Origin of the sequence: Streptomyces sp. NPDC059787 (assembly GCF_042732315.1) — a bacterium.
Classification (GTDB): Bacteria; Actinomycetota; Actinomycetes; order Streptomycetales; family Streptomycetaceae; genus Streptomyces; species Streptomyces atrovirens.
The window spans coordinates 1-18,718 of sequence record NZ_JBHWHX010000015.1; the positions used below are offsets into that span (position 1 = coordinate 1).

The 18,718-nt window shown below is 73.8% G+C and carries 17 protein-coding genes and 1 pseudogene; 11 read left to right on the top strand and 7 right to left on the bottom strand.

Annotation, left to right across the window (positions count from 1 at the left end; all coding sequences use genetic code 11):
• Window positions 1–206: 206 nt before the first annotated feature.
• The 4 genes and pseudogenes from ACFV5H_RS16565 to ACFV5H_RS16580 form a co-directional block, all read right to left on the bottom strand.
• Window positions 207–2,315 (bottom strand): MMPL family transporter, encoded by a 2,109-nt coding sequence (locus tag ACFV5H_RS16565; protein WP_385195392.1) that lies wholly within the window; start codon window positions 2,313–2,315, stop codon window positions 207–209.
• A gap of 128 nt (window positions 2,316–2,443) precedes the next feature.
• Window positions 2,444–3,115: a response regulator gene (locus ACFV5H_RS16570; RefSeq protein ID WP_385056683.1), complete on the bottom strand. Its 672-nt coding sequence runs from the start codon at window positions 3,113–3,115 to the stop codon at window positions 2,444–2,446.
• Window positions 3,112–4,308, bottom strand: a complete 1,197-nt coding sequence (locus ACFV5H_RS16575; protein ID WP_385195395.1) for a sensor histidine kinase — start codon at window positions 4,306–4,308, stop codon at window positions 3,112–3,114. Before ACFV5H_RS16575 ends, ACFV5H_RS16570 begins: the two co-directional genes overlap by 4 nt.
• Before the next feature lie 483 nt (window positions 4,309–4,791).
• A pseudogene (locus tag ACFV5H_RS16580) lies at window positions 4,792–5,541 on the bottom strand (IclR family transcriptional regulator); the annotation flags it as partial.
• Window positions 5,542–5,642: 101 nt separating this feature from the next.
• Between ACFV5H_RS16580 and ACFV5H_RS16585 the strand changes: the two are divergent.
• On the top strand, window positions 5,643–6,980 hold the full coding sequence (locus ACFV5H_RS16585; protein WP_385195398.1) for a 6-phospho-beta-glucosidase: 1,338 nt from the start codon (window positions 5,643–5,645) through the stop codon (window positions 6,978–6,980).
• 184 nt (window positions 6,981–7,164) lie between these two features.
• Here the strand turns inward: ACFV5H_RS16585 and ACFV5H_RS16590 are convergent, their stop codons facing one another.
• Window positions 7,165–8,298 carry an ATP-grasp domain-containing protein gene (locus ACFV5H_RS16590; protein ID WP_385056676.1) on the bottom strand — a complete coding sequence of 378 codons (1,134 nt, stop codon included), beginning with the start codon at window positions 8,296–8,298 and terminating at the stop codon, window positions 7,165–7,167.
• 240 nt (window positions 8,299–8,538) lie between these two features.
• On the opposite strand from ACFV5H_RS16590, the gene ACFV5H_RS16595 reads away from it, so the two are divergent.
• Both ACFV5H_RS16595 and ACFV5H_RS16600 read left to right on the top strand, forming a co-directional pair.
• Window positions 8,539–9,396, top strand: coding sequence for a metallophosphoesterase family protein (locus ACFV5H_RS16595; protein ID WP_385195401.1), 858 nt, complete (start codon window positions 8,539–8,541; stop codon window positions 9,394–9,396).
• A complete protein-coding gene (locus ACFV5H_RS16600) occupies window positions 9,393–10,070 on the top strand; it encodes a 4'-phosphopantetheinyl transferase (protein ID WP_385195403.1) in 678 nt (225 codons plus the stop codon). Before ACFV5H_RS16595 ends, ACFV5H_RS16600 begins: the two co-directional genes overlap by 4 nt.
• A 14-nt stretch (window positions 10,071–10,084) precedes the next feature.
• Here the strand turns inward: ACFV5H_RS16600 and ACFV5H_RS16605 are convergent, their stop codons facing one another.
• Together ACFV5H_RS16605 and ACFV5H_RS16610 are read right to left on the bottom strand one after the other, a co-directional pair.
• Entirely contained in the window at window positions 10,085–10,321 is a 237-nt protein-coding gene (locus ACFV5H_RS16605; RefSeq protein ID WP_385056669.1) for a hypothetical protein, read from the bottom strand.
• A gap of 175 nt (window positions 10,322–10,496) precedes the next feature.
• Window positions 10,497–11,153 carry a helix-turn-helix domain-containing protein gene (locus ACFV5H_RS16610; protein ID WP_385056666.1) on the bottom strand — a complete coding sequence of 219 codons (657 nt, stop codon included), beginning with the start codon at window positions 11,151–11,153 and terminating at the stop codon, window positions 10,497–10,499.
• A 223-nt stretch (window positions 11,154–11,376) separates the two neighbouring features.
• Here ACFV5H_RS16610 and ACFV5H_RS16615 point away from each other — a divergent pair, with 223 nt between their 5' ends.
• From ACFV5H_RS16615 to ACFV5H_RS16650, 8 genes are all read left to right on the top strand, one after another.
• Complete coding sequence (locus ACFV5H_RS16615; protein WP_385056664.1) at window positions 11,377–12,036, top strand: hypothetical protein; 660 nt, start codon at window positions 11,377–11,379, stop codon at window positions 12,034–12,036.
• A gap of 65 nt (window positions 12,037–12,101) precedes the next feature.
• Entirely contained in the window at window positions 12,102–13,265 is a 1,164-nt protein-coding gene (locus ACFV5H_RS16620; RefSeq protein ID WP_385195406.1) for an NAD(P)/FAD-dependent oxidoreductase, read from the top strand.
• Window positions 13,262–13,561, top strand: a complete 300-nt coding sequence (locus ACFV5H_RS16625) for a (2Fe-2S)-binding protein (RefSeq protein ID WP_385056658.1) — start codon at window positions 13,262–13,264, stop codon at window positions 13,559–13,561. Before ACFV5H_RS16620 ends, ACFV5H_RS16625 begins: the two co-directional genes overlap by 4 nt.
• Window positions 13,551–14,975, top strand: coding sequence for an FAD-dependent oxidoreductase (locus tag ACFV5H_RS16630; protein ID WP_385195409.1), 1,425 nt, complete (start codon window positions 13,551–13,553; stop codon window positions 14,973–14,975). Before ACFV5H_RS16625 ends, ACFV5H_RS16630 begins: the two co-directional genes overlap by 11 nt.
• Complete coding sequence (locus tag ACFV5H_RS16635; RefSeq protein WP_385195411.1) at window positions 14,972–15,862, top strand: dihydrodipicolinate synthase family protein; 891 nt, start codon at window positions 14,972–14,974, stop codon at window positions 15,860–15,862. The genes ACFV5H_RS16630 and ACFV5H_RS16635 overlap by 4 nt, the downstream gene beginning before the upstream one ends.
• A 12-nt stretch (window positions 15,863–15,874) precedes the next feature.
• The gene (locus ACFV5H_RS16640; protein ID WP_385056649.1) at window positions 15,875–16,876 is read left to right on the top strand and encodes a proline racemase family protein; all 1,002 of its coding nucleotides are present in this window, start codon (window positions 15,875–15,877) and stop codon (window positions 16,874–16,876) included.
• Window positions 16,873–17,532 carry a GntR family transcriptional regulator gene (locus tag ACFV5H_RS16645; protein ID WP_385056648.1) on the top strand — a complete coding sequence of 220 codons (660 nt, stop codon included), beginning with the start codon at window positions 16,873–16,875 and terminating at the stop codon, window positions 17,530–17,532. Before ACFV5H_RS16640 ends, ACFV5H_RS16645 begins: the two co-directional genes overlap by 4 nt.
• 57 nt (window positions 17,533–17,589) lie before the next feature.
• Window positions 17,590–18,588 (top strand): LacI family DNA-binding transcriptional regulator, encoded by a 999-nt coding sequence (locus ACFV5H_RS16650; protein WP_385056645.1) that lies wholly within the window; start codon window positions 17,590–17,592, stop codon window positions 18,586–18,588.
• Window positions 18,589–18,718: the final 130 nt, after the last annotated feature.

Consider the following 18,718-nt stretch of genomic DNA (forward strand, 5'->3'; position numbering starts at 1 on the left):
GCCCCTGCCCCCCCCCCCCCCCGGGGGGGGGGGGTATGGGCGCGAACGGGGTCTGGGGCGGAGCCCCCAGGGACGGGAAGGGGAGGGGCGGAGGGGGCGAAGACAAGGCGGCCGGTGCTCCCGGAAGCAAGCGGTGCCGCACTCCTGCGCCGATGGATGTGTGCGGACGGCACGTGCGATGAGGAGCCGCCGGCGGTGTACGGGCCTCACACCCCCGTCGGCACCCGCGGCCGAGCCGCCTCCGCGGGCTCCTCGCGGAGCCCGAAGCGCTCGTGGACCCGCCGCAACGGTGCCGGAGCCCACCAGACGCGGCGCCCGAGGAGGGACATGGTGGCCGGCACCAGAAGCATGCGCACGACGGTCGCGTCGATGAGGACGGCCAGGGTGACCCCCAGACCGATCTGCAGGATGGGCGAGAAGCCGCCCGTCATGAACGCGGTGAAGACGACCGCCAGCAGCAGCGCCGCACAGGTGACCACCCTGCCCGAACGGCGCAGCCCGTCCACCACGGCCTCCGCGTCGTCACCGGTGCGCTCCCGGGCCTCCCGCATCCGGGCCAGGATGAACAGCTCGTAGTCCATGGCCAGTCCGAACGCGATCGCCACGATCAGCGGCGGCGCGGTGAGACTCAGCGAGCCCAGCCCCTCGGCGCCCAGCAGCCCGGCCAGATGACCGTCCTGGAAGACCCACACCACCGCACCGAGCGCGGCGCCCAGGCTGAGCAGCGTCGTCGCGACGGTGCGCAGCGGCAGCAGCACGGAACCGGTGAACGCGAACAGCAGCACGAAGATGCCGGCCAGGACGGTCACGGCCGCCCACGGTGCCCGTTCGGCGAGCATCTCGCGGAAGTCGACCAGCCGGGCCGCGGGCCCGGTGACCTCGACCGGTTCGTCGCCGCGTACCTCCCGTACCCGCTCGACCAGCCCGGTCGCCTCCTCGCCGTCGGCCGCGCCGGGCGGCCGGATCTCCAGCACCGTGGCGCCGCCCGGCAGTTCACGGGACGCGGTGGCCGGGGACAGCGCGCGGATCCCGTCGACGGTCGCGCCGTCGGCACCGGGCCGGACGACGACGGTGACCGGCGTGACCCCGGCCCCCGGCGGGAAGTGGCCGTCCACGGTGTCGTGCAGTTGCCGGGCCTCGGTGTCCGTGGGCAGCTGCCGCGCGTCCCCGAGGGCGATCTTCATCCCGGCCGCCGGCACCGCCAGGACCAGCAGCACCGGGACGGCCACGGCCAGTACGGCGATCCGGCGCCGGGCCGCGAAGCGGGCGATCCGGGCGAAGAGCCGGCCCTCCTCGCCCTCCGGCCGGTCCTTCGCCGGGGCGATCCGCCCGCCGAACCGGGCCAGCAGCGCGGGCAGCAGGGTGAGCGCGGCCAGCATGTCGATGACGACCACGGCGGCGACCGCGAGCCCCATGCTGCGCAGGAACACGCTCGGGAAGACCAGCAGTCCGGTCAGGCTGACGGCCACCGTGAGCCCGGAGAACAGCACCGTCCGCCCGGCCGCCGCGACCGTGCGGTGCACCGCCTCCACGACGTCCTCGGTGTGCCGGCGCTCCTCCCGGAACCGCACCAGCATCAGCAGGGCGTAGTCCACGGCGAGCCCGAGCCCCAGCATCGTCGTCACCTGGATCGCGTACACGGAGATTTCCGTGACCTCGCTGAAGAGGAACAACGCCAGGAAGGCCCCCGCGATCCCGCTGACCGCGACGACCAGCGGCAGCAGCGCGGAGCGCAGCCCGCCGAACACCACGAGCAGCAGCGCCAGCACCACCGGCAGGGAGATCAACTCGGCGTTCTTCACGTCCTCCTGGGCCCGCTCGGCGATCTGCTGCCCCAGCAGCGGGCCTCCGCTCACGTGGACGTCGGGGGCGTCGATCTCCCTGATCCGTTCGGCCGCCGCGTCGAGCGTGAGCTCCGTGGCGTCGTCGTCCAGACCGCCCTCGAGCGTGACGGGGATGATCAGCGCCCGTCCGTCCTCGGCGGTCAGACCGCGCGTGGTGTACGGGTCGGGCACGGCGGCGACCCCGGCGACCGTCCGCACGTCGGCCACGGCCCGCTCGACCTCGGCGCGCAGCTCCGGGTCCGAGACGGCGGTGCCGGTCACCACGCCGGTGATCGACTCGCCCGCCGGGTCCACCCGGTCCAGGTACCGGGCGGCCGACTCCGACTCGGTTCCGGGCACGTCGGACACGTCGTCGGAGAGCCGCGCGAACACGCCCGTCCCCAGCCCGAATCCCAGCAGCAGAAAGAGCCCCCACAGGAGCATCACGGTCAAGGGGCGGCGGGTGGCCGCCCGGGCGAGTGCGGAAAGCACGGTCCCTCCCGGCGAGTTGGTTCTCCGTCGCCTCCCAGACTCGTGCCGCGGGGCGGTGTGCCGGATCGCCCGAGGGAGCGGTTTGCGGCCCTCGCCCGTACGGGGGAGACGGCCCCCTCACTCACTCCTCAGGGGGAGCCCGGGGCGATCAGACCCGTCTCGTACGCGCAGATCACCGCCTGCACCCGGTCCCTGAGACCGAGCTTGCTCAGCACGTTGCTCACATGGGTCTTGACGGTGTGTTCACTGACGAACAGGGTCGTCGCGATCTCCGCGTTGGACAGTCCCCGGGCCAGCAGCCGCAGCGTCTCCGCCTCGCGGGCGGTGAGCGCGTCCAGCCGCTGCGGGGTGGTGGCCTCGGCGGCGGCCCGTTCCCGGCGGCACCGCACGATGTCCGCGACCAGCCGCCGGGTCACGGCCGGGGCGAGCAGCGAGTCACCGGCCGCGACCACCCGCACCGCGTGCACGAGGTCGTCCCTGCGGACGTCCTTCAGCAGGAAGCCGCTGGCACCCGCGTACAGCGCCTCGTACACGTACTCGTCCAGGTCGAACGTGGTCAGCATGACCACCTTGCAGCCCGACTGCGCGCACACCCGGCGGGCCGCCTCCAGGCCGTCCATCACCGGCATGCGGATGTCCAGCAGCAGTACGTCCGGGGCGTGCCGGCGCACCGCGGCGACGGCCTCCTCGCCGTTCCCGGCCTCGGCGACCACCTCGATGTCGTCCTGGGCGTCCAGGATCATGCCGAAGCCGGCCCGGACCAGCTCCTGGTCGTCGGCGACGACCACCCGGATGCTCACCCGAGGGCCCCCTCCCGGTCGGCGGCCACCGGCAGACGTACGACGACCCGGAAGCCGCCGTCCGGGCCGCTGCCGGTCTCGGCGCTGCCCCCGCAGGCGGCGGCCCGCTCCCGGATGCCGATCAGTCCGTGTCCGCCGGCCGGCGTGGGGGTGCCCCGCCCGTCGTCCGTCACCGTGAGGGTCACCTGGTCCTCCGCCCAGTCCAGCTCCACCACGGCGCGGGAGGCACGGGCGTGCTTCACGGTGTTGGTGAGAGCTTCCTGGACCACACGGTAGGCGGCGACCTCGGTGTCCGAGGACAGCGGGCAGGGTATGCCCGTGGTGCGCAGTTCGGTGCGCAGCCCCGTGGAGTCCCGCACCTGGCCGACCAGCAGGGGCAGCGCCGCCAGGCTCGGCTGCGGCAGCCGCCGCGCGGCCTCGTCGTCCGGCCGTTCCTCCTTCAGCACGCCGAGGATGCGCCGTAGTTGGGCCATCGCGTCCCGTCCGGTCGTCGCGATGGTGTCGAACGTGGCCTCCGCGCGCTCCGGATCCTTGCGCACCACCACGGGTCCGGCCTCCGCCTGCACCACCATCAGGCTCACGGCGTGCGCCAGGATGTCGTGCATGTCCCGGGCGATACGGGCGCGTTCCTCCGCGCGGGCCCGCGCGGTGTCCGCGGCCCGCTCCCGTTCCAGCCGGCGGGCCCGGTCCTCCAGCTCGGTGGTGTACGCGCGCTGGACCCGGGCGAGCACCCCGAGGGCGTAGGCGCAGACGAGGCCCATCAGGTGGAAGGCGTACTCGAAGGGCTCGTCGCCCGCCAGGTGCTGCATGGTCACGACGACCCCGATCACCCAGCCCGCGAGCATCATCCGGCGCTGCCAGGGCCTGCCCAGGGCGGCCAGGGTGTACAGGACGACCATCCCGCCGTACATCACGTCCGGCGGGGGAGCGTGGTACAGCGCCTGCGCCGGGGTGGCGACCGACACGGCCCACGCGGCCGTGCAGGGTGCCCGCCGCCGCCAGACCAGTGGTACGGCCGTGGCGGCACCGAGCAGCCAGCCCTGCCAGGTCAGCCGGTCGTCACCCTCGTCGGGGAAGACCCACTGCAGGGAGACGGCGAACAGCACGAGCGCGGCGAGCGCCGTGTCGAGGGCGTACGGACTCGCCGTACGCCAGCGCACGACGACCGGTGCGAAGGCGGACCGGAGGGACATGAGCGGCTCCTCGGGGCGGGGGCCGTACCAGTATCACGAGGAACCGGGAGCCCGGTCCTCACCGGTGAGAGGGATTTCGACGCGGCTCCGCACACGCGGGGCGGGTCGATCCGACGTTCCGGCCGAGGGGAGGGGCGGTGTCATGGGCTCCGGCTCGCCCGGCTGCCGTCTCGGGGCTGCGGGAACGTGACGAGTCGGCTCCTCAGCCGTGTCCGCTTTCCCCGGGACCCGACTGCCGGTGACCCGCGGGCGGGAGTCGGGTGTCGGGCCGTGGGAGGAGCCGGTCCCTGGAGCAGCTCCGCCGCGCGCCGGGGTGTCCGGCTGCCGGGCCGAGGCCGTCCGTGACTGTGAGGCGGAAGCCGGGCTGTCGGTGATCCGGGGGTCGGTGTCGGGCCGTGGGGGAGAAGCGTCAGGTGTCTTCGCGTGCGCCGGGGCGGCCGGGGGCCGGGACGGGTGCGGGGGTTCAGGTGTCTTCGGCGGGGCCGGAGCGGTCGGGTGCCAGCCCAGGGCTCTGGAGATGCCGCGGGCCGCGAGGCGGAGGGCCGGGGTCAGAGTGGGGACGCGGGCGTCGGAGTGGGGGACCACGACCGACACCGCGGCGGTGACCGTGCCGTCGGGGCCGCGCACGGGCGCCGCCACCGACAGCGCGTCCGGGGTGATCTGGCGGTCGCTCACCGCGACGCCCGAGCGCCGTACCTCGGCCAGCACCCGTCGCAGCAGCTCGGGTTCGGTGATCGTGTACGGGGTGAAGGAGGCGAGCGGGCCCGCGCAGTACTCCTCCTGGAAGCCGGAGTCGCTGTGCGCGAGCAGGGTGAGACCGACCCCGGTGGCGTGCAGCGGCCAGCGGGCGCCGACCCGTATGTGCACGCCGACCGCCGAACGCCCCGACAGCCACTCGGTGTAGACGACCTCGCCCCCGTCACGCACCGCCAGCTGCACGTTCTCGTGCGTCGCCTCGTACAGGTCCTCCAGGTACGGCAGCGCGACCTGCCGCAGCGCCGGCCCGCGCGGGGCGAGCGCGGCCAGCTCCCACAGCCGCAGCCCGACGTGGTACGTCCCCGACGTGTCCCGCTCCAGGGCACCCCACCGGGCGAGCTCGCCCACGAGCCGGTGCGCGGTGGTCAGCGTGAGCCCGGCCCGGCGGCTGATGTCCGTCAACGTCAGCGCCGGGTGCGCGTGGTCGAAGGCCGCGAGCACGGACAGCAGACGGTCGGGCGCGGAGCGGCTGGTCATGTCCGGCTGTCCTCCGGTGGGTCGGGTCGGCGGAGCGTACCCCGGCGCGGTCTCGCCACGAGTAGGGTCGTCCCGGTTCGTCGTGGTGGGAAGGTGCGGATGTGAAGCTGACGATTCTGGGCGGTGGGGGATTCCGGGTGCCGCTGGTGTACGGGGCGCTGCTCGGGGACCGTGCCGAGGGCCGGGTGACCCGTGTCGTCCTGCACGACGTGGACGCCGGGCGGCTGCGCGCGATCGCCCGGGTGCTGGCCGAACAGGCCACCGGTGTGCCCGACGCACCCGAGGTGACCGTCACCACCGACCTCGACGAGGCGCTGCGCGGCGCCGCGTTCGTCTTCTCCGCGATCCGCGTGGGCGGCCTCGAGGGCAGGGCGAACGACGAACGGGTCGCCCTCGCCGAGGGCGTGCTCGGCCAGGAGACGGTCGGCGCGGGCGGCATCGCCTACGGTCTGCGCACCGTGCCCGTCGCCGTCGACATCGCCCGGCGGGTGGCCCGCCTCGCCCCCGACGCCTGGGTCATCAACTTCACCAACCCCGCCGGCCTGGTCACCGAGGCCATGTCCCGTCACCTCGGCGACCGCGTCATCGGCATCTGCGACTCACCGGTCGGCCTCGGCCGCCGGGTCGCCCGGGCGCTCGGCGCGCGGCCGCGGGAGGCGTGGATCGACTACGTCGGCCTCAACCACCTCGGCTGGGTGCGCGGTCTGCGGGTCGCCGGCCGCGACGAACTCCCGCGCCTGCTCGCCGACCCCGTCCTGCTCGGCTCCTTCGAGGAGGGCAGGCTCTTCGGCACCGACTGGCTGCGGTCCCTGGGCGCGATCCCCAACGAGTACCTGCACTACTACTACTTCAACCGTGAGGCCGTACGCGCCTACCAGGAGGCGAAGCAGACGCGGGGCGCGTTCCTGCACGACCAGCAGGCACGGTTCTACGCCGGGGTGACCGGACCCGACGTCCCCGCCCTGGACCTGTGGAACCGCACCCGCGCCGAACGCGAGGCCACCTACATGGCCGAGAACCGGGAGGCGGCCGGCGCGGGCGAACGCGAGGCCGAGGACCTGTCCGGCGGCTACGAGGACGTGGCGCTCGCCCTGATGCGGGCGATCGCCCGCGACGAACGCACCACCCTGATCCTCAACGTCCGCAACCGCGGCACCCTGTCGCCCCTGGACGGGGACGCCGTCATCGAGGTCCCCTGCCTGGTGGACGCCAGTGGTGCGCACCCCGTCTCCGTCCACCCGCTGCCCGACCACGCCACCGGTCTGGTCTGCGCCGTCAAGGCCGTCGAGCGCGAGGTGCTCGCCGCCGCCCGGTCGGGCTCCCGCGCGACGGCCGTCAAGGCGTTCGCGCTGCATCCGCTCGTCGATTCCGTGAACGTGGCCCGCCGTCTCGTCGACGGCTACACCGCCGTCCACCCCGGCCTCGCCTACCTCGGCTAGCCGGCACGGCACATGGCACACGGCTTCGGGCCGGCCGGTCGCCCCCCGTGACAGCGGCCGACCGACCCGAGCCCCCCGTTCCCCCGTGCTTCCCCCCCGGCGGCTTCCCCAAGTCGCCTTCACCATCAAGAGCACGCGGCCCGGCCCCTGATACACCCCCGGCGGAAATTCCCCGGAAAAATTTCTACGTGCGCGCCCCGGTCGCCGTCCGCGGCTCCACGGACGCGGCCGGAGCCGGTACGGCCCCCAGCGCGGGCGCGGCCGTGGGCACGTCGGCACGCTGCTGCGGCAACGTCACCGGCAGCAGCGGACGCGGACCCGACACCACCGTGTAGTCCTGGCCCAGGAACGGCGGCACCAGCTCGCCCGGGTCCTCGCCGAGCGCCAGCCGCACGGCGGCCCACGGGGCGTTCACCCCGCACAGCGACAACTGGTGCAGTCCGCCCGCCGGCCGGGTGTTGACGTCCATGAGCACGGGCCGCTCGCCCAGCATCCGGAACTGGATGTTGGACAGATGATGCAGTCCGAAGCCCTCCGCGATCCGCCGGGCCGGCTCCAGCCACTGCTCGTGCAGCGTGAAGCCCCTGCGCCGGCCGTTCTTGGTGCGCCCCACCGCCAGCCGGATCCGGTTGTCGGTGCCGGTGAGGCAGTCCACCGACACCTCGGGCTGCTCCAGCCGGGGCATCACCAGCCAGTCCACCGGCTCGTCGGCCTCCCGCAGGGCGTCCAGCACCAGGCCGAGCGGCACGTACGGGCTCGGGAAGCCGCTCAGCTGGGTGAGCGAGAAGGACGTGCGGGTGATCACGCGGAAGCCCACCCCGCCCGCGCCGGACGCGGGCTTGAAGCAGGCCCGGTACCCGCCCGCCTCCAACTCGCCGACCGCCGCTACGAGTTCGTCCGCGCTGCGGACCCGCCACCACGGCGGCACGGGCACCCCGATCGCCTGGACCGCCTCATAGGCGGTCACCTTGTCGTGGAACACGGCCACCGCCTCGGGCGGCGGCGCCAGGAGCGCCGTACCGACCGCCTCGAACTCGGCGCGGTGCGCGACGATCGCCGCCTGGTGCAGCCGGGGCACGAACACGTCGATGCCGCGCCGCTCGCACTGGGCGAGCGCGTACTCGACGTACGCCGCCGGGGACAGCCCCTCGGGCTCGAGTTCGGCGGTGTCGGCGGCGGCCAGCACGGGGGAGTCGGGGTCGCCGTGGGTGGCGTGGATCTCGACGGCCCGGCCGCCGGGATTTCTCCGCAGCTGATCCATGAAGAACACGTTCTCCGCGTACGTGCGGTTGAGCCAGACGCGTACGCGAGAGACCATGCAGGCCGCCTTCCGGGGTTCGCGGGCAGGGCTCAGTGGCCCGCTGCCCGGGCAGGAGTGTGGAGGGTCACCGAACCGCCCTGTGCGCAGGACGTTTCACGACGGTGGTGATGGGGCAGATCATAGGGCTTCGACAGCCGTTCCCGTACCACACACAGGTGACGGGCCGTGCTTGTTCCGGCGGCACGGATGTGATCTCGTTCGTGAGGGCGTGTGCGACGGCTGAAGGGGAGACGGGTGATGTCGGGGACGGACGGCGGCGGACAGCTGTGGGCCATCAGCGACCTGCACATCGGCTACGCCGAGAACCGTGCCCTGGTCGACGGCATACGGCCCGAGTCGGACGAGGACTGGCTGCTCGTGGCCGGTGACGTCGCGGAGACCGTGGAGGACGTCCGCTGGGCCCTCGAGACCCTGGCCGGCCGGTTCGCCAAGGTCGTCTGGGTACCCGGCAACCACGAGCTGTGGACCCACCCGAGCGACCCGGTCACGCTGCGCGGCGTCGCCCGCTACGACCATCTGGTCGAACAGTGCCGCGACCTCGGGGTGATCACACCCGAGGACCCCTACCCCGTCTGGGACGGTCCCGGCGGCCCGGTCGTCGTCGCACCGCTGTTCCTGCTGTACGACTACTCGTTCCTGCCCTCCGGGTGCGCCACCAAGGACGAGGGACTGGAGTACGCGCACGGCACCGGGGTCGTCTGCACCGACGAGCGGCTGCTGCACCCCGACCCGTACCCGAGCCGGGAGGCCTGGTGCCGGGCCCGGGTCGACGAGACCGGGCGCCGGCTGGCCGAGGTGCCGGACGGACTGCCGCTCGTCCTGGTCAACCACTGGCCGCTGCACCGCCATCCGACGGACGTCCTGTGGTACCCCGAGTTCGCCATGTGGTGCGGCACCGTGCTCACCGACGACTGGCACCGGCGGTTCCCCGTCCACACCATGGTCTACGGCCATCTGCACATCCCCCGGACCACCCGGCAGGACGGCGTCCGCTTCGAGGAGGTGTCGGTGGGCTACCCGCGCGAATGGCGCAAGCGGGAACAGCCGCCGGGGCGGCTGCGCCGGATCGTGCCGGGGGAGGACGAGGGGCGATGATCGAGGAACTGCTGCCGCGGACGGTGGTCGCCGTCGAGGCCCACGGCGACGAGGGCGTCGACGCCCCGCTGTACCCCGGGGAGGAGGCGCTGATGGAGCGCGCCGTCCCCAAGCGCCGCCGGGAGTTCACCGCCGTACGCTCCTGCGCCCGCCGCGCCATGGACAAGCTGGGTGTGCCCGCGCAGCCGGTGCTGCCCGGTGAGCGGGGCGCCCCCGTCTGGCCCGACGGGCTGGCCGGCAGCATGACCCACTGCCAGGGCTACTGCGCCGCCGCCCTGGTGCGCACCGCCGACCTGGCGTCCCTCGGCATCGACGCGGAGCCCCACGCTCCGCTGCCCGGGGGCGTCCTGTCCTCCGTGGCGCTGCCGCGGGAGGCGGCGCGGATCGGCGGGCTGGCCGAGGAACTGCCCGCCGTGCACTGGGACCGGCTGCTGTTCAGCGCCAAGGAGTCCGTCTACAAGGCGTGGTTCCCGCTCACCGGGAAGTGGCTGGACTTCATGGAGGCCGACCTCGACCTCTTCGCCGACCCCGGCGACCACACCCGCGGCGGCTTCCGGGCCACCCTCCTCGTCCCCGGCCCGCGCGTGGGCACCCGGGTGGTCGACCACTTCACCGGTCGCTGGATCACCGAGAAGGACCTGGTCGCGACGGCGGTCGCCGTCCCGCACGGCTGAGCGGGACGCCCCTTCTACGGCTTGGGGTGCCAGTCGCGCAGCATCCGGAAGAACACCTCCTCGTTGCCGGCCAGGCCCGCCCGGGCCAGGGCGGTCTCCGCCTCGGCGAGCACGGAGGGCGGCACCATCGGGGGCCCGACGGGCCCCGGCGGGCCCGACCGGGTGTCGAGGGCGGCGCGCACCGTGTGCAGCAGCCGCAGATAGGCCTGGACGGCGGTGCGCTCGCGGTCGGTCAGTACGGCGGTGGACATCGCTCGGCTCTCCCCGTGTCGAGATCGGTCACATATCGCCTCCAGCTTGCCGCCCACCACTGACAGTCGGGTCCCGCCGGGTGCCGGTATCGCCCGCCCGGCCCCGGACACCCCGGCGATGCCTCGTCCCGCCCCGCGGCCCGCCCCCGCCGTACAGGCGGCGCGTCGCCCAGGGTCAGGCCCTGGGCCGCTGGACGCTCTCCAGGAGCATGTCCAGCCACTCCGCGACCTTGTCGCGGTGCTGGTCGGTGGGCAGCTGGGCGGCCCGCCAGGCGATGCCGCGCACCCCGTGGTCCTGCAGCAGCCGCTCCAGCGGGTCGTCGGCCGGAGCCGCCGCCGCCCGTTCCCGGTCCGCGAGTTTCTGCAGCAGCTCCTGCTCGGTGTGCTGGAGCGCGCCCGCGAGCGCCTCGGGGTCCTCGGCGGTGAGGAAACCGGCGTGCACCCGGAAGAACCGCTGGATGGCGTCGCAGTGCTCCATGGTCGGGCGCCGGTCGCCGTTGATCAGTGCGCCGGCCTGCTGCCGGGACATGCCCGCGCCGTCGGCGATCTCCTGCTGGGTGTACTTGCGGCCGTTCGGCTTCAGCCGGGTGCGGCGCAGCAGGTCCAGCCGCTGCACGAACCGCGCCTGCACATCGGGCTCGCCCGCGGACCGGCCGCTCAGCAGCGCCTTGACCACGGACTCGGGTACACCGGAGGCGGCGGACAGCCGGCCGACGCCGAAGACCTCGGTGTGCGCCACGCCCAGCCGGTCGGCGAGTGCGGTGACGCGGGCGACGACGGCCGGCAGCGCGGTCGTCGGCGTGGCGCCCGGACCCTCGAAGCCACCCGTCACCGAAAGATCTCCTACGTCTCTCACAGGCTTCTCACAAGTGATTGCCATGAACTTCACGGAGACTAGCCGTTGCCTGGAACCCACATCCAGGTCTCGCCACAACTGTGGCCGATTCCAGCCGTCAACCGGCATGAAATGCCACGATAGTTGACACACCTCACGTGCGGGCAGCAGGATCGGGGCGCCGCGTCAGGGCCGCACAGGCAAGAGGGGTGACCTCCCGATGGCACATCAGGCAGGAGGGCAGCGGCCGGTACCGCGGCCCGTCCCCGGGACTCCCGAGGCCCAGGCCTATCTGCAGGACTACGCCGTCCTCCTGGAGGCGGTCCCCTTCCCCTCCCTGGTGGTCGACCACCGCTGGGACGTGCTGCTCACCAACACCGCTTTCCGGTCGCTTTTCCAGGATGTCGAGCCGCACCCCACGGCCCTGCCCGCCGACAACTTCCTCCGGTTCGTCCTCTTCCACCCGGACGCGGCCACGGTGCTCGGCGACCACGAGTCGAGCTGGTGCCTGCCGATGCTGGCCCACTTCGCCGAGACCGTCGAACGGTACGGCCACGACCACGGCCTGGCGGCCATCCGCCGCGACATCGCCCAGGACCCCATCATGGAGGCCGCCTACCGGCACGGACTGCCGCACTGGCTGCGGGCCGTCGGCGAGCAGGCCGCCGAACACGACGGCGCCGTGCGGCCGTTGCTGCACCCCGACCCGCGCTGGGGTGCCACGGACTGCCGGATCGTCGCGGAGACGACCCCGACCCTCCAGGGCATGGACTGCACCCGGCTGACGCTGGTCCTGCGCGAGGCGCAGCGCACCCCGTCCGGGAAGCGCGGGTACCGCCGCGCCGCCTCCCACCTGAGAGTGGTCCGCTCCGCCGACTGAGGCGGCCCGTCGCCGACGACGTCCGCCCTCTTCCCCACGGTAGTGCTGTGTGACATATTACTGATGTGAGCGAGCCGCTGACCTGCGATGTCGTGGTGGTGGGCGCCGGGATGACGGGCGCCGCCTGCGCCCTGTACGCGGCCCGGGCGGGCCTCGCCGTGACCGTGGTGGACCGGGGCCCCGTGGCCGGCGGCACGACCGGCGCGGGCGAGGGAAACCTCCTCGTCTCCGACAAGGCGCCCGGCCCCGAACTCGAACTCGCCCTGCTGTCCAACGGGTTGTGGGCACAGGTGGCACAGGAACTGGGCAGGCCGGTCGAGTACGAGGCCAAGGGCGGACTCGTCGTCGCCGAAACCCCCGAAACGCTCGACGGACTGCGGCGGTTCGCGGACGCCCAGCGGGCCGCCGGGGTGACGGCCGACCCCGTCCCCGCCGACCGGCTCCACGACCTGGAACCGCGTCTGGCGCCCGGCCTCGCGGGCGGCGTGCGCTATCCGCAGGACGCCCAGGTGATGCCCGCCCTCGCCGCCGCCCACCTCCTGCGCGCCTCCGGGGCCCGGCTGCTCACCGGCCGTGAGGTGACCCGGGTCCTGCGCACCGCCGACGGCGCGGTGCGCGGGGTGCGCACGGACCGCGGCGACCTGCACGCACCCGCCGTCGTCAACGCGGCCGGCACCTGGGGCGGCGAACTGGCCGCCCGCGCCGGGGTGTCCCTGCCCGTCCTGCCCCGACGCGGCTTCGTTCTGGTCACCGAGCCACTACCGCCCCGTATCCGGCACAAGGTGTACGCCGCCGACTACGTCGCCGACGTCGCCAGCGACTCGGCGGCACTGCAGACCTCCCCGGTGGTGGAGGGAACGGCCGCCGGACCGGTGCTCATCGGCGCCAGCCGGGAACGGGTCGGCTTCGACCGGTCCCTGTCCCTCCCGGCGGTGCGGGCCCTGGCGGCGGGGGCGACCCGCCTGTTCCCCTTCCTGGCCGGCGTACGGGCCCTGCGCACGTACGCCGGCTTCCGGCCGTATCTGCCCGACCACCTCCCCGCGATCGGCCCCGACCCCCGGGCGCCCGGACTGTTCCACGCGTGCGGCCACGAGGGCGCGGGCATCGGACTGGCCACCGGCACCGGCCTGCTGATCGCCCGGACCCTGACCGGAGGGGCACCGGAACTGGACCTGACCCCGTTCCGGCCCGACCGCTTCCCCCGTACGACGAAGGAGGCCGAGCAGTGAATCCGCTGGAGCTCGCCGGGGCGGGGCCCGGACCCGCCTTCGAGGTCACCTTCGACGGACGGCGGATCGAGGCGCTGCCCGGCCGGACGGTCGCCGCCGTGCTGTGGGCCGCGGGGGTCACCTCGTGGCGCACCACCCGGGACGGCGGACGCCCCCGCGGGGTGTTCTGCGGGATCGGGGTGTGCTTCGACTGCCTGGTCACCGTGAACGACCGGCCCGACCAGCGGGCCTGTCTGGTCCCGGTCCGGCCGGGCGACGTGATCCGCAGCCAGGAGGGGACGGGCCGTGCGGACTGACCTCGCGGTGATCGGCGCGGGACCGGCGGGACTCGCCGCGGCCCTCGCGGCGGACCGGCGCGGTCTGCGGGTCGCCCTGGTCGACGCGGCTCCGGAACCGGGCGGGCAGTTCTACCGGCAGCCCGCCGCCGGACTCCGCGCGGAACGCCCCCAGGTCCTGCACCACCGGTGGCGCACCTGGACCCGGCTGCGGGACCGGCTCGCCACCAGCTCCGTGCGCGTGCTGAGCGAGCACCATGTGTGGTGCGTGGAACGGACACCCGACGGGCCGACCGTGCACGCGCTGCTCGGACCGGAGCAGGAGAAGCCGGCCGAGGTGCGCGCCACCGCCGTACTGCTGGCCACCGGCGGATACGAGACCGTGCTGCCCTTCCCCGGCTGGACCCTCCCCGGAGTCGTCACCGCGGGCGGTGCCCAGGCCATGCTCAAGGGCGGGCTCGTCGTGCCGGGCCGGACCGCCGTCGTGGCCGGGACCGGGCCGCTGCTGCTGCCGGTGGCGACCGGGCTCGCGGCGGCGGGCGTACGGGTCGCCGCGCTGGTGGAGTCCGCGGACCCGGGCCGCCTGCTGCGGCACACCGGAGCGCTGGCCGGCAAGCTGCCCGAGGGCGCCGGGTACGCGGCCCGGCTGCTGCGCCACCGCGTGCCGTTCCTCGCCCGCCACACCGTCGTCCGTGCCCATGGCGACAACCGGCTCACCGGTGTCACCGTCGCCGCCCTCGACGCACAGGGCCGCGTCCGGCCCGGCACCGAACGCCGACTGCCCTGCGACGCCCTCGCGGTGAGCCACGGCATGCTCCCGCACACCGACCTCGCCGAGAGCCTCGGCTGCCGCCTCGACGGACTCACCGTGGCCGTCGACGCGGAACAGCGCACCGACGTACCCGGCGTGTGGGCGGCGGGCGAGGCCACCGGTGTCGGCGGGGCCGCGCTCGCGCTCGCCGAGGGGCACATCGCCGGCCGCTCGATCGCCGCCCGGCTGCGGGGCACCGTACCCGACCCCGGTGAGTGGGCCCCGGCCGCCAGGGCGCGTGCCCGGCTGCGCGGGTACGCCGCCGCCCTCGACGCCGCCTACGCCCCGCCCGCCCACTGGACCGACCGGGTCACCGACGACACCGTGGTCTGCCGCTGCGAGGAGGTCACGGCGGGCGCCGTCCGCGAGGCCCTCGCGCTCGGGGCCGGGGACGCCCGCACGGTCAAGCTGCTCACCCGGGCCGGCATGGGCTGGTGCCAGGGCCGGATGTGCGGACCGGCGGTCGCCGGGCTCGCCGGATGCGAACCCGTCCCGTCCCGGCGGCCGTTCGCCCGACCGGTGCCACTGGGCGTACTCGCCGAACAGCACGAACAGCACGAACAGCACGAACAGCATGAACAGCACGAACAGCACGAACAGCACACCGAGAGAGGACCCTCATGACCGACCACCGTCCCTGGCGCGGCGTCCTCGTCGCCACCGCGCTCCCGCTGAACGACGACCTCTCCGTGAACCACGACCGCTACGCCGAGCACTGCGCCTGGCTCGTGGACAACGGCTGTGACGGCGTCGTACCGAACGGATCCCTCGGCGAGTACCAGGTGCTCACCCCCGAGGAGCGCGCCCGGGTCGTCGAGACGGCCGTCGCCGCGATCGGCGGGGAGCGCGTCATGCCCGGCGTCGCCGCCTACGGGTCCGCCGAGGCCCGCCGCTGGACCGAGCAGGCGGCCGAGGCCGGCTGCCGGGCCGTGATGCTGCTGCCGCCCAACGCCTACCGCGCCGACGAGCGCGCCGTCCTCGCCCACTATGCCGAGGTCGCCGCGGCCGGACTCCCGGTCGTCGCCTACAACAACCCCATCGACACCAAGGTCGACCTGGTACCGGAACTGCTCGCCCGGCTGCACGGCGAGGGGTACGTCCAGGCCGTCAAGGAGTTCTCCGGCGACGTCCGCCGCGCCTACCGGATCGCCGAACTCGCCCCCGAACTGGACTTGCTGATCGGCGCGGACGACGTCCTGCTGGAACTCGCCGTCGCCGGCGCCAAGGGCTGGGTGGCCGGCTACCCGAACGCGCTGCCCCGCTCCTGCGCGGAGCTCTACCGCGCCGCCACCGGCGGCGACCTCGACACCGCGCTGCCGCTGTACCGGCAGCTGCATCCCCTTCTGCGCTGGGACTCACGGGTGGAGTTCGTGCAGGCCATCAAGCTGTCCATGGACATCGTCGGCCGTCACGGCGGCCCCTGCCGCCCGCCCCGCGTACCGCTGGAGCCCGGTCAGGAGGCGGCCGTCCGCGCGGCCACCGAGAAGGCCGTCGCGGCCGGACTCGCGTAGGGAGGGCCGGACATGCGCAGCAAACTCGTCCTGCACGCCGTCGACTCGCACACCGAGGGCATGCCGACCCGGGTGATCACCGGCGGCATCGGCACCGTCCCCGGCGCGACGATGAACGAACGGCGCCTGTACTTCCGTGAACACCGCGACGACGTCAAGCGGTTGCTGATGAACGAGCCGCGCGGGCACTCCGCGATGAGCGGCGCGATCCTCCAGCCGCCCACCCGGCCCGACTGCGACTGGGGCGTCGTCTACATCGAGGTCTCCGGCTACCTCCCGATGTGCGGGCACGGCACGATCGGCGTCGCGACGGTGCTCGTCGAGACCGGCATGGTCGAGGTCGTCGAACCGGTCACCACCATCCGCCTGGACACCCCCGCCGGGGTCGTCGTCGCCGAGGTGGCGGTCGAGGACGGCGCCGCCACCGCCGTGACCCTGCGCAACGTGCCGTCCTTCGCCGTCGCCCTCGACCGGAAGGCCACCCTGCCCGACGGGCGCACGGTGACCTACGACCTCGCCTTCGGCGGCAACTTTTACGCCATCCTGCCGCTGGACCGGCTCGGACTGCCCTACGACCGGTCCCGCAAGGACGACATCCTCGCGGCAGGCCTGTCCCTGATGGAGGCGATCAACGCCGAGGGAGAACCGGTCCACCCCGAGGACCCGTCCATCCACGGCTGTCACCATGTCCAGGTGACCGCTCCCGACGCCACCGCCCGCCACTCCCGGCACGCCATGGTGATCCACCCCGGCTGGTTCGACCGCTCGCCCTGCGGCACCGGCACCAGCGCCCGCATGGCCCAGCTCCACGCGCGCGGCGAACTCCCGCTGCACACCGAGTTCGTGAATGAGTCCTTCATCGGCACCCGCTTCACCGGCCGGCTGCTCGGCACCACCGAGGTGGCCGGCCGCCCGGCGGTGCTGCCCAGCTTCACCGGCCGGGCCTGGATCACCGGAACCGCCCAGTACCTGCTGGACCCGCGCGACCCCTTCCCGGCGGGGTTCGTCCTGTGAACACCGCCCTCTCCGACCTGGGTGGCCGCAGGCCCAGCTACCGCGAGCGGGTGGCGGACGCGCTGCGGGCCGCGCTGATCGCCGGGGAGCTGCGCCCCGGCGAGGTGTACTCGGCCCCCGGCCTCGCCTCCCGCTTCGGGGTCTCCGCCACCCCCGTGCGCGAGGCCATGCTCGACCTCGCCAAGGAAGGGCTGGTCGACACCGTGCCCAACAAGGGCTTCCGGGTCACCGCCGTCTCCGACCGGCAGCTCGACGAGTACACCCACGTCCGGGCACTCATCGAGATCCCGACGACGGCCCACCTGGCCGCCACCGCGGACCCGGTGGCGCTCCATGCGCTGCGCCCGGTCGCCGAGGAGATCGTCACCGCCGCCGCGGCCGGCGACCTCATCGCGTACATCGAGGCCGACCAGCGCTTCCACCTGGGGCTGCTGGCGCTCGCCGGCAACGGCCACTTGGTCGAGGTGGTCCGGGACCTGCGGCGGCGCGCACGGCTGTACGGGCTGACCTCGCTGGTGGAGCAGGGGCGGCTGGAGGCGTCGGCCGAGGAACACCTGGAGCTGCTCGACGCGCTGCTCGCCCGGGACACGGAGGCCGTACGGGCCGTGATGACCCGCCACCTCGGACATGTCCGAGGGCTCTGGGCGGCGCCTTGACGACAGATTTGCGCGGAAACGCAAGCCGCTTGCGTTTCTTGCGCTACTCTTGCGTGCATGACACGACGACTTGCTGTGGTGGCGAAGAAGGTCGGGGTCAGCGAGGCCACGGTCAGCCGGGTGCTCAACGGCAAGCCCGGAGTCTCCGAGGCCACCCGGCAGGCTGTGCTCTCCGCACTGGACGTGCTCGGCTACGAGCGGCCCACCCAGCTGCGCGGTGAGCGCGCCCGGCTGGTCGGCCTGGTCCTGCCCGAGCTGCAGAACCCGATTTTCCCGGCCTTCGCGGAGGTCATCGGCGGCGCGCTGGCCCAGCTCGGTCTCACGCCGGTGCTGTGCACCCAGACGCGGGGCGGTGTCTCCGAGGCGGACTACGTGGACCTGCTGCTCCAGCAGCAGGTGTCCGGAGTGGTGTTCGCCGGCGGGCTGTACGCCCAGGCCGACGCGCCCCACGACCACTACCGCCGGCTCGCCGAACGCAACATCCCGGTCGTCCTCGTCAACGCGGCCATAGAACACCTCGGCTTCCCCGCCGTGTCGTGCGACGACGCCGTGGCCGTGGAGCAGGCCTGGCGGCATCTGGCCTCGCTCGGGCACGAGCGCATCGGGCTGGTGCTCGGCCCCGGCGACCACATGCCCTCGGCGCGCAAGCTGGCCGCCGCCCACGCGGTCGCGGGGGAGGTGCCCGAAGAGCACGTCGCCCGTGCCATGTTCTCCATCGAGGGCGGTCACGCCGCCGCCTCCCGGCTCATCGAGCGGGGCGTCACCGGCTTCATCTGCGCCAGCGACCCCCTCGCCCTCGGTGTCGTACGGGCCGCCCGCCGCAAGGGACTCGACGTGCCCGGACAGATATCCGTCGTCGGGTACGACGACTCGGCGCTGATGAACTGCACCGAGCCCCCGCTCACCACCGTCCGGCAGCCTATCGAGGCCATGGGCAAGGCGGTGGTGGAACTGCTGAACGCGCAGATCAGCGGCAGTGCGGTGGCCCCCGAGGAGCTGTTGTTCGAACCCGAGCTGGTGGTGCGGGGGTCGACCGCCCAGGCGCCCCGTTCCTGAGATCCACTCTGCTGTCGAATAATTTCAAATTCTGCGCGACATCTTGCGGACCGATGTCGTCGGTGCTTGAGTGTGCCCCGCCCACCGCTCCTGTTCCGAGGGGTTCACTCGCTCCTGTCCCTTAAGGGGT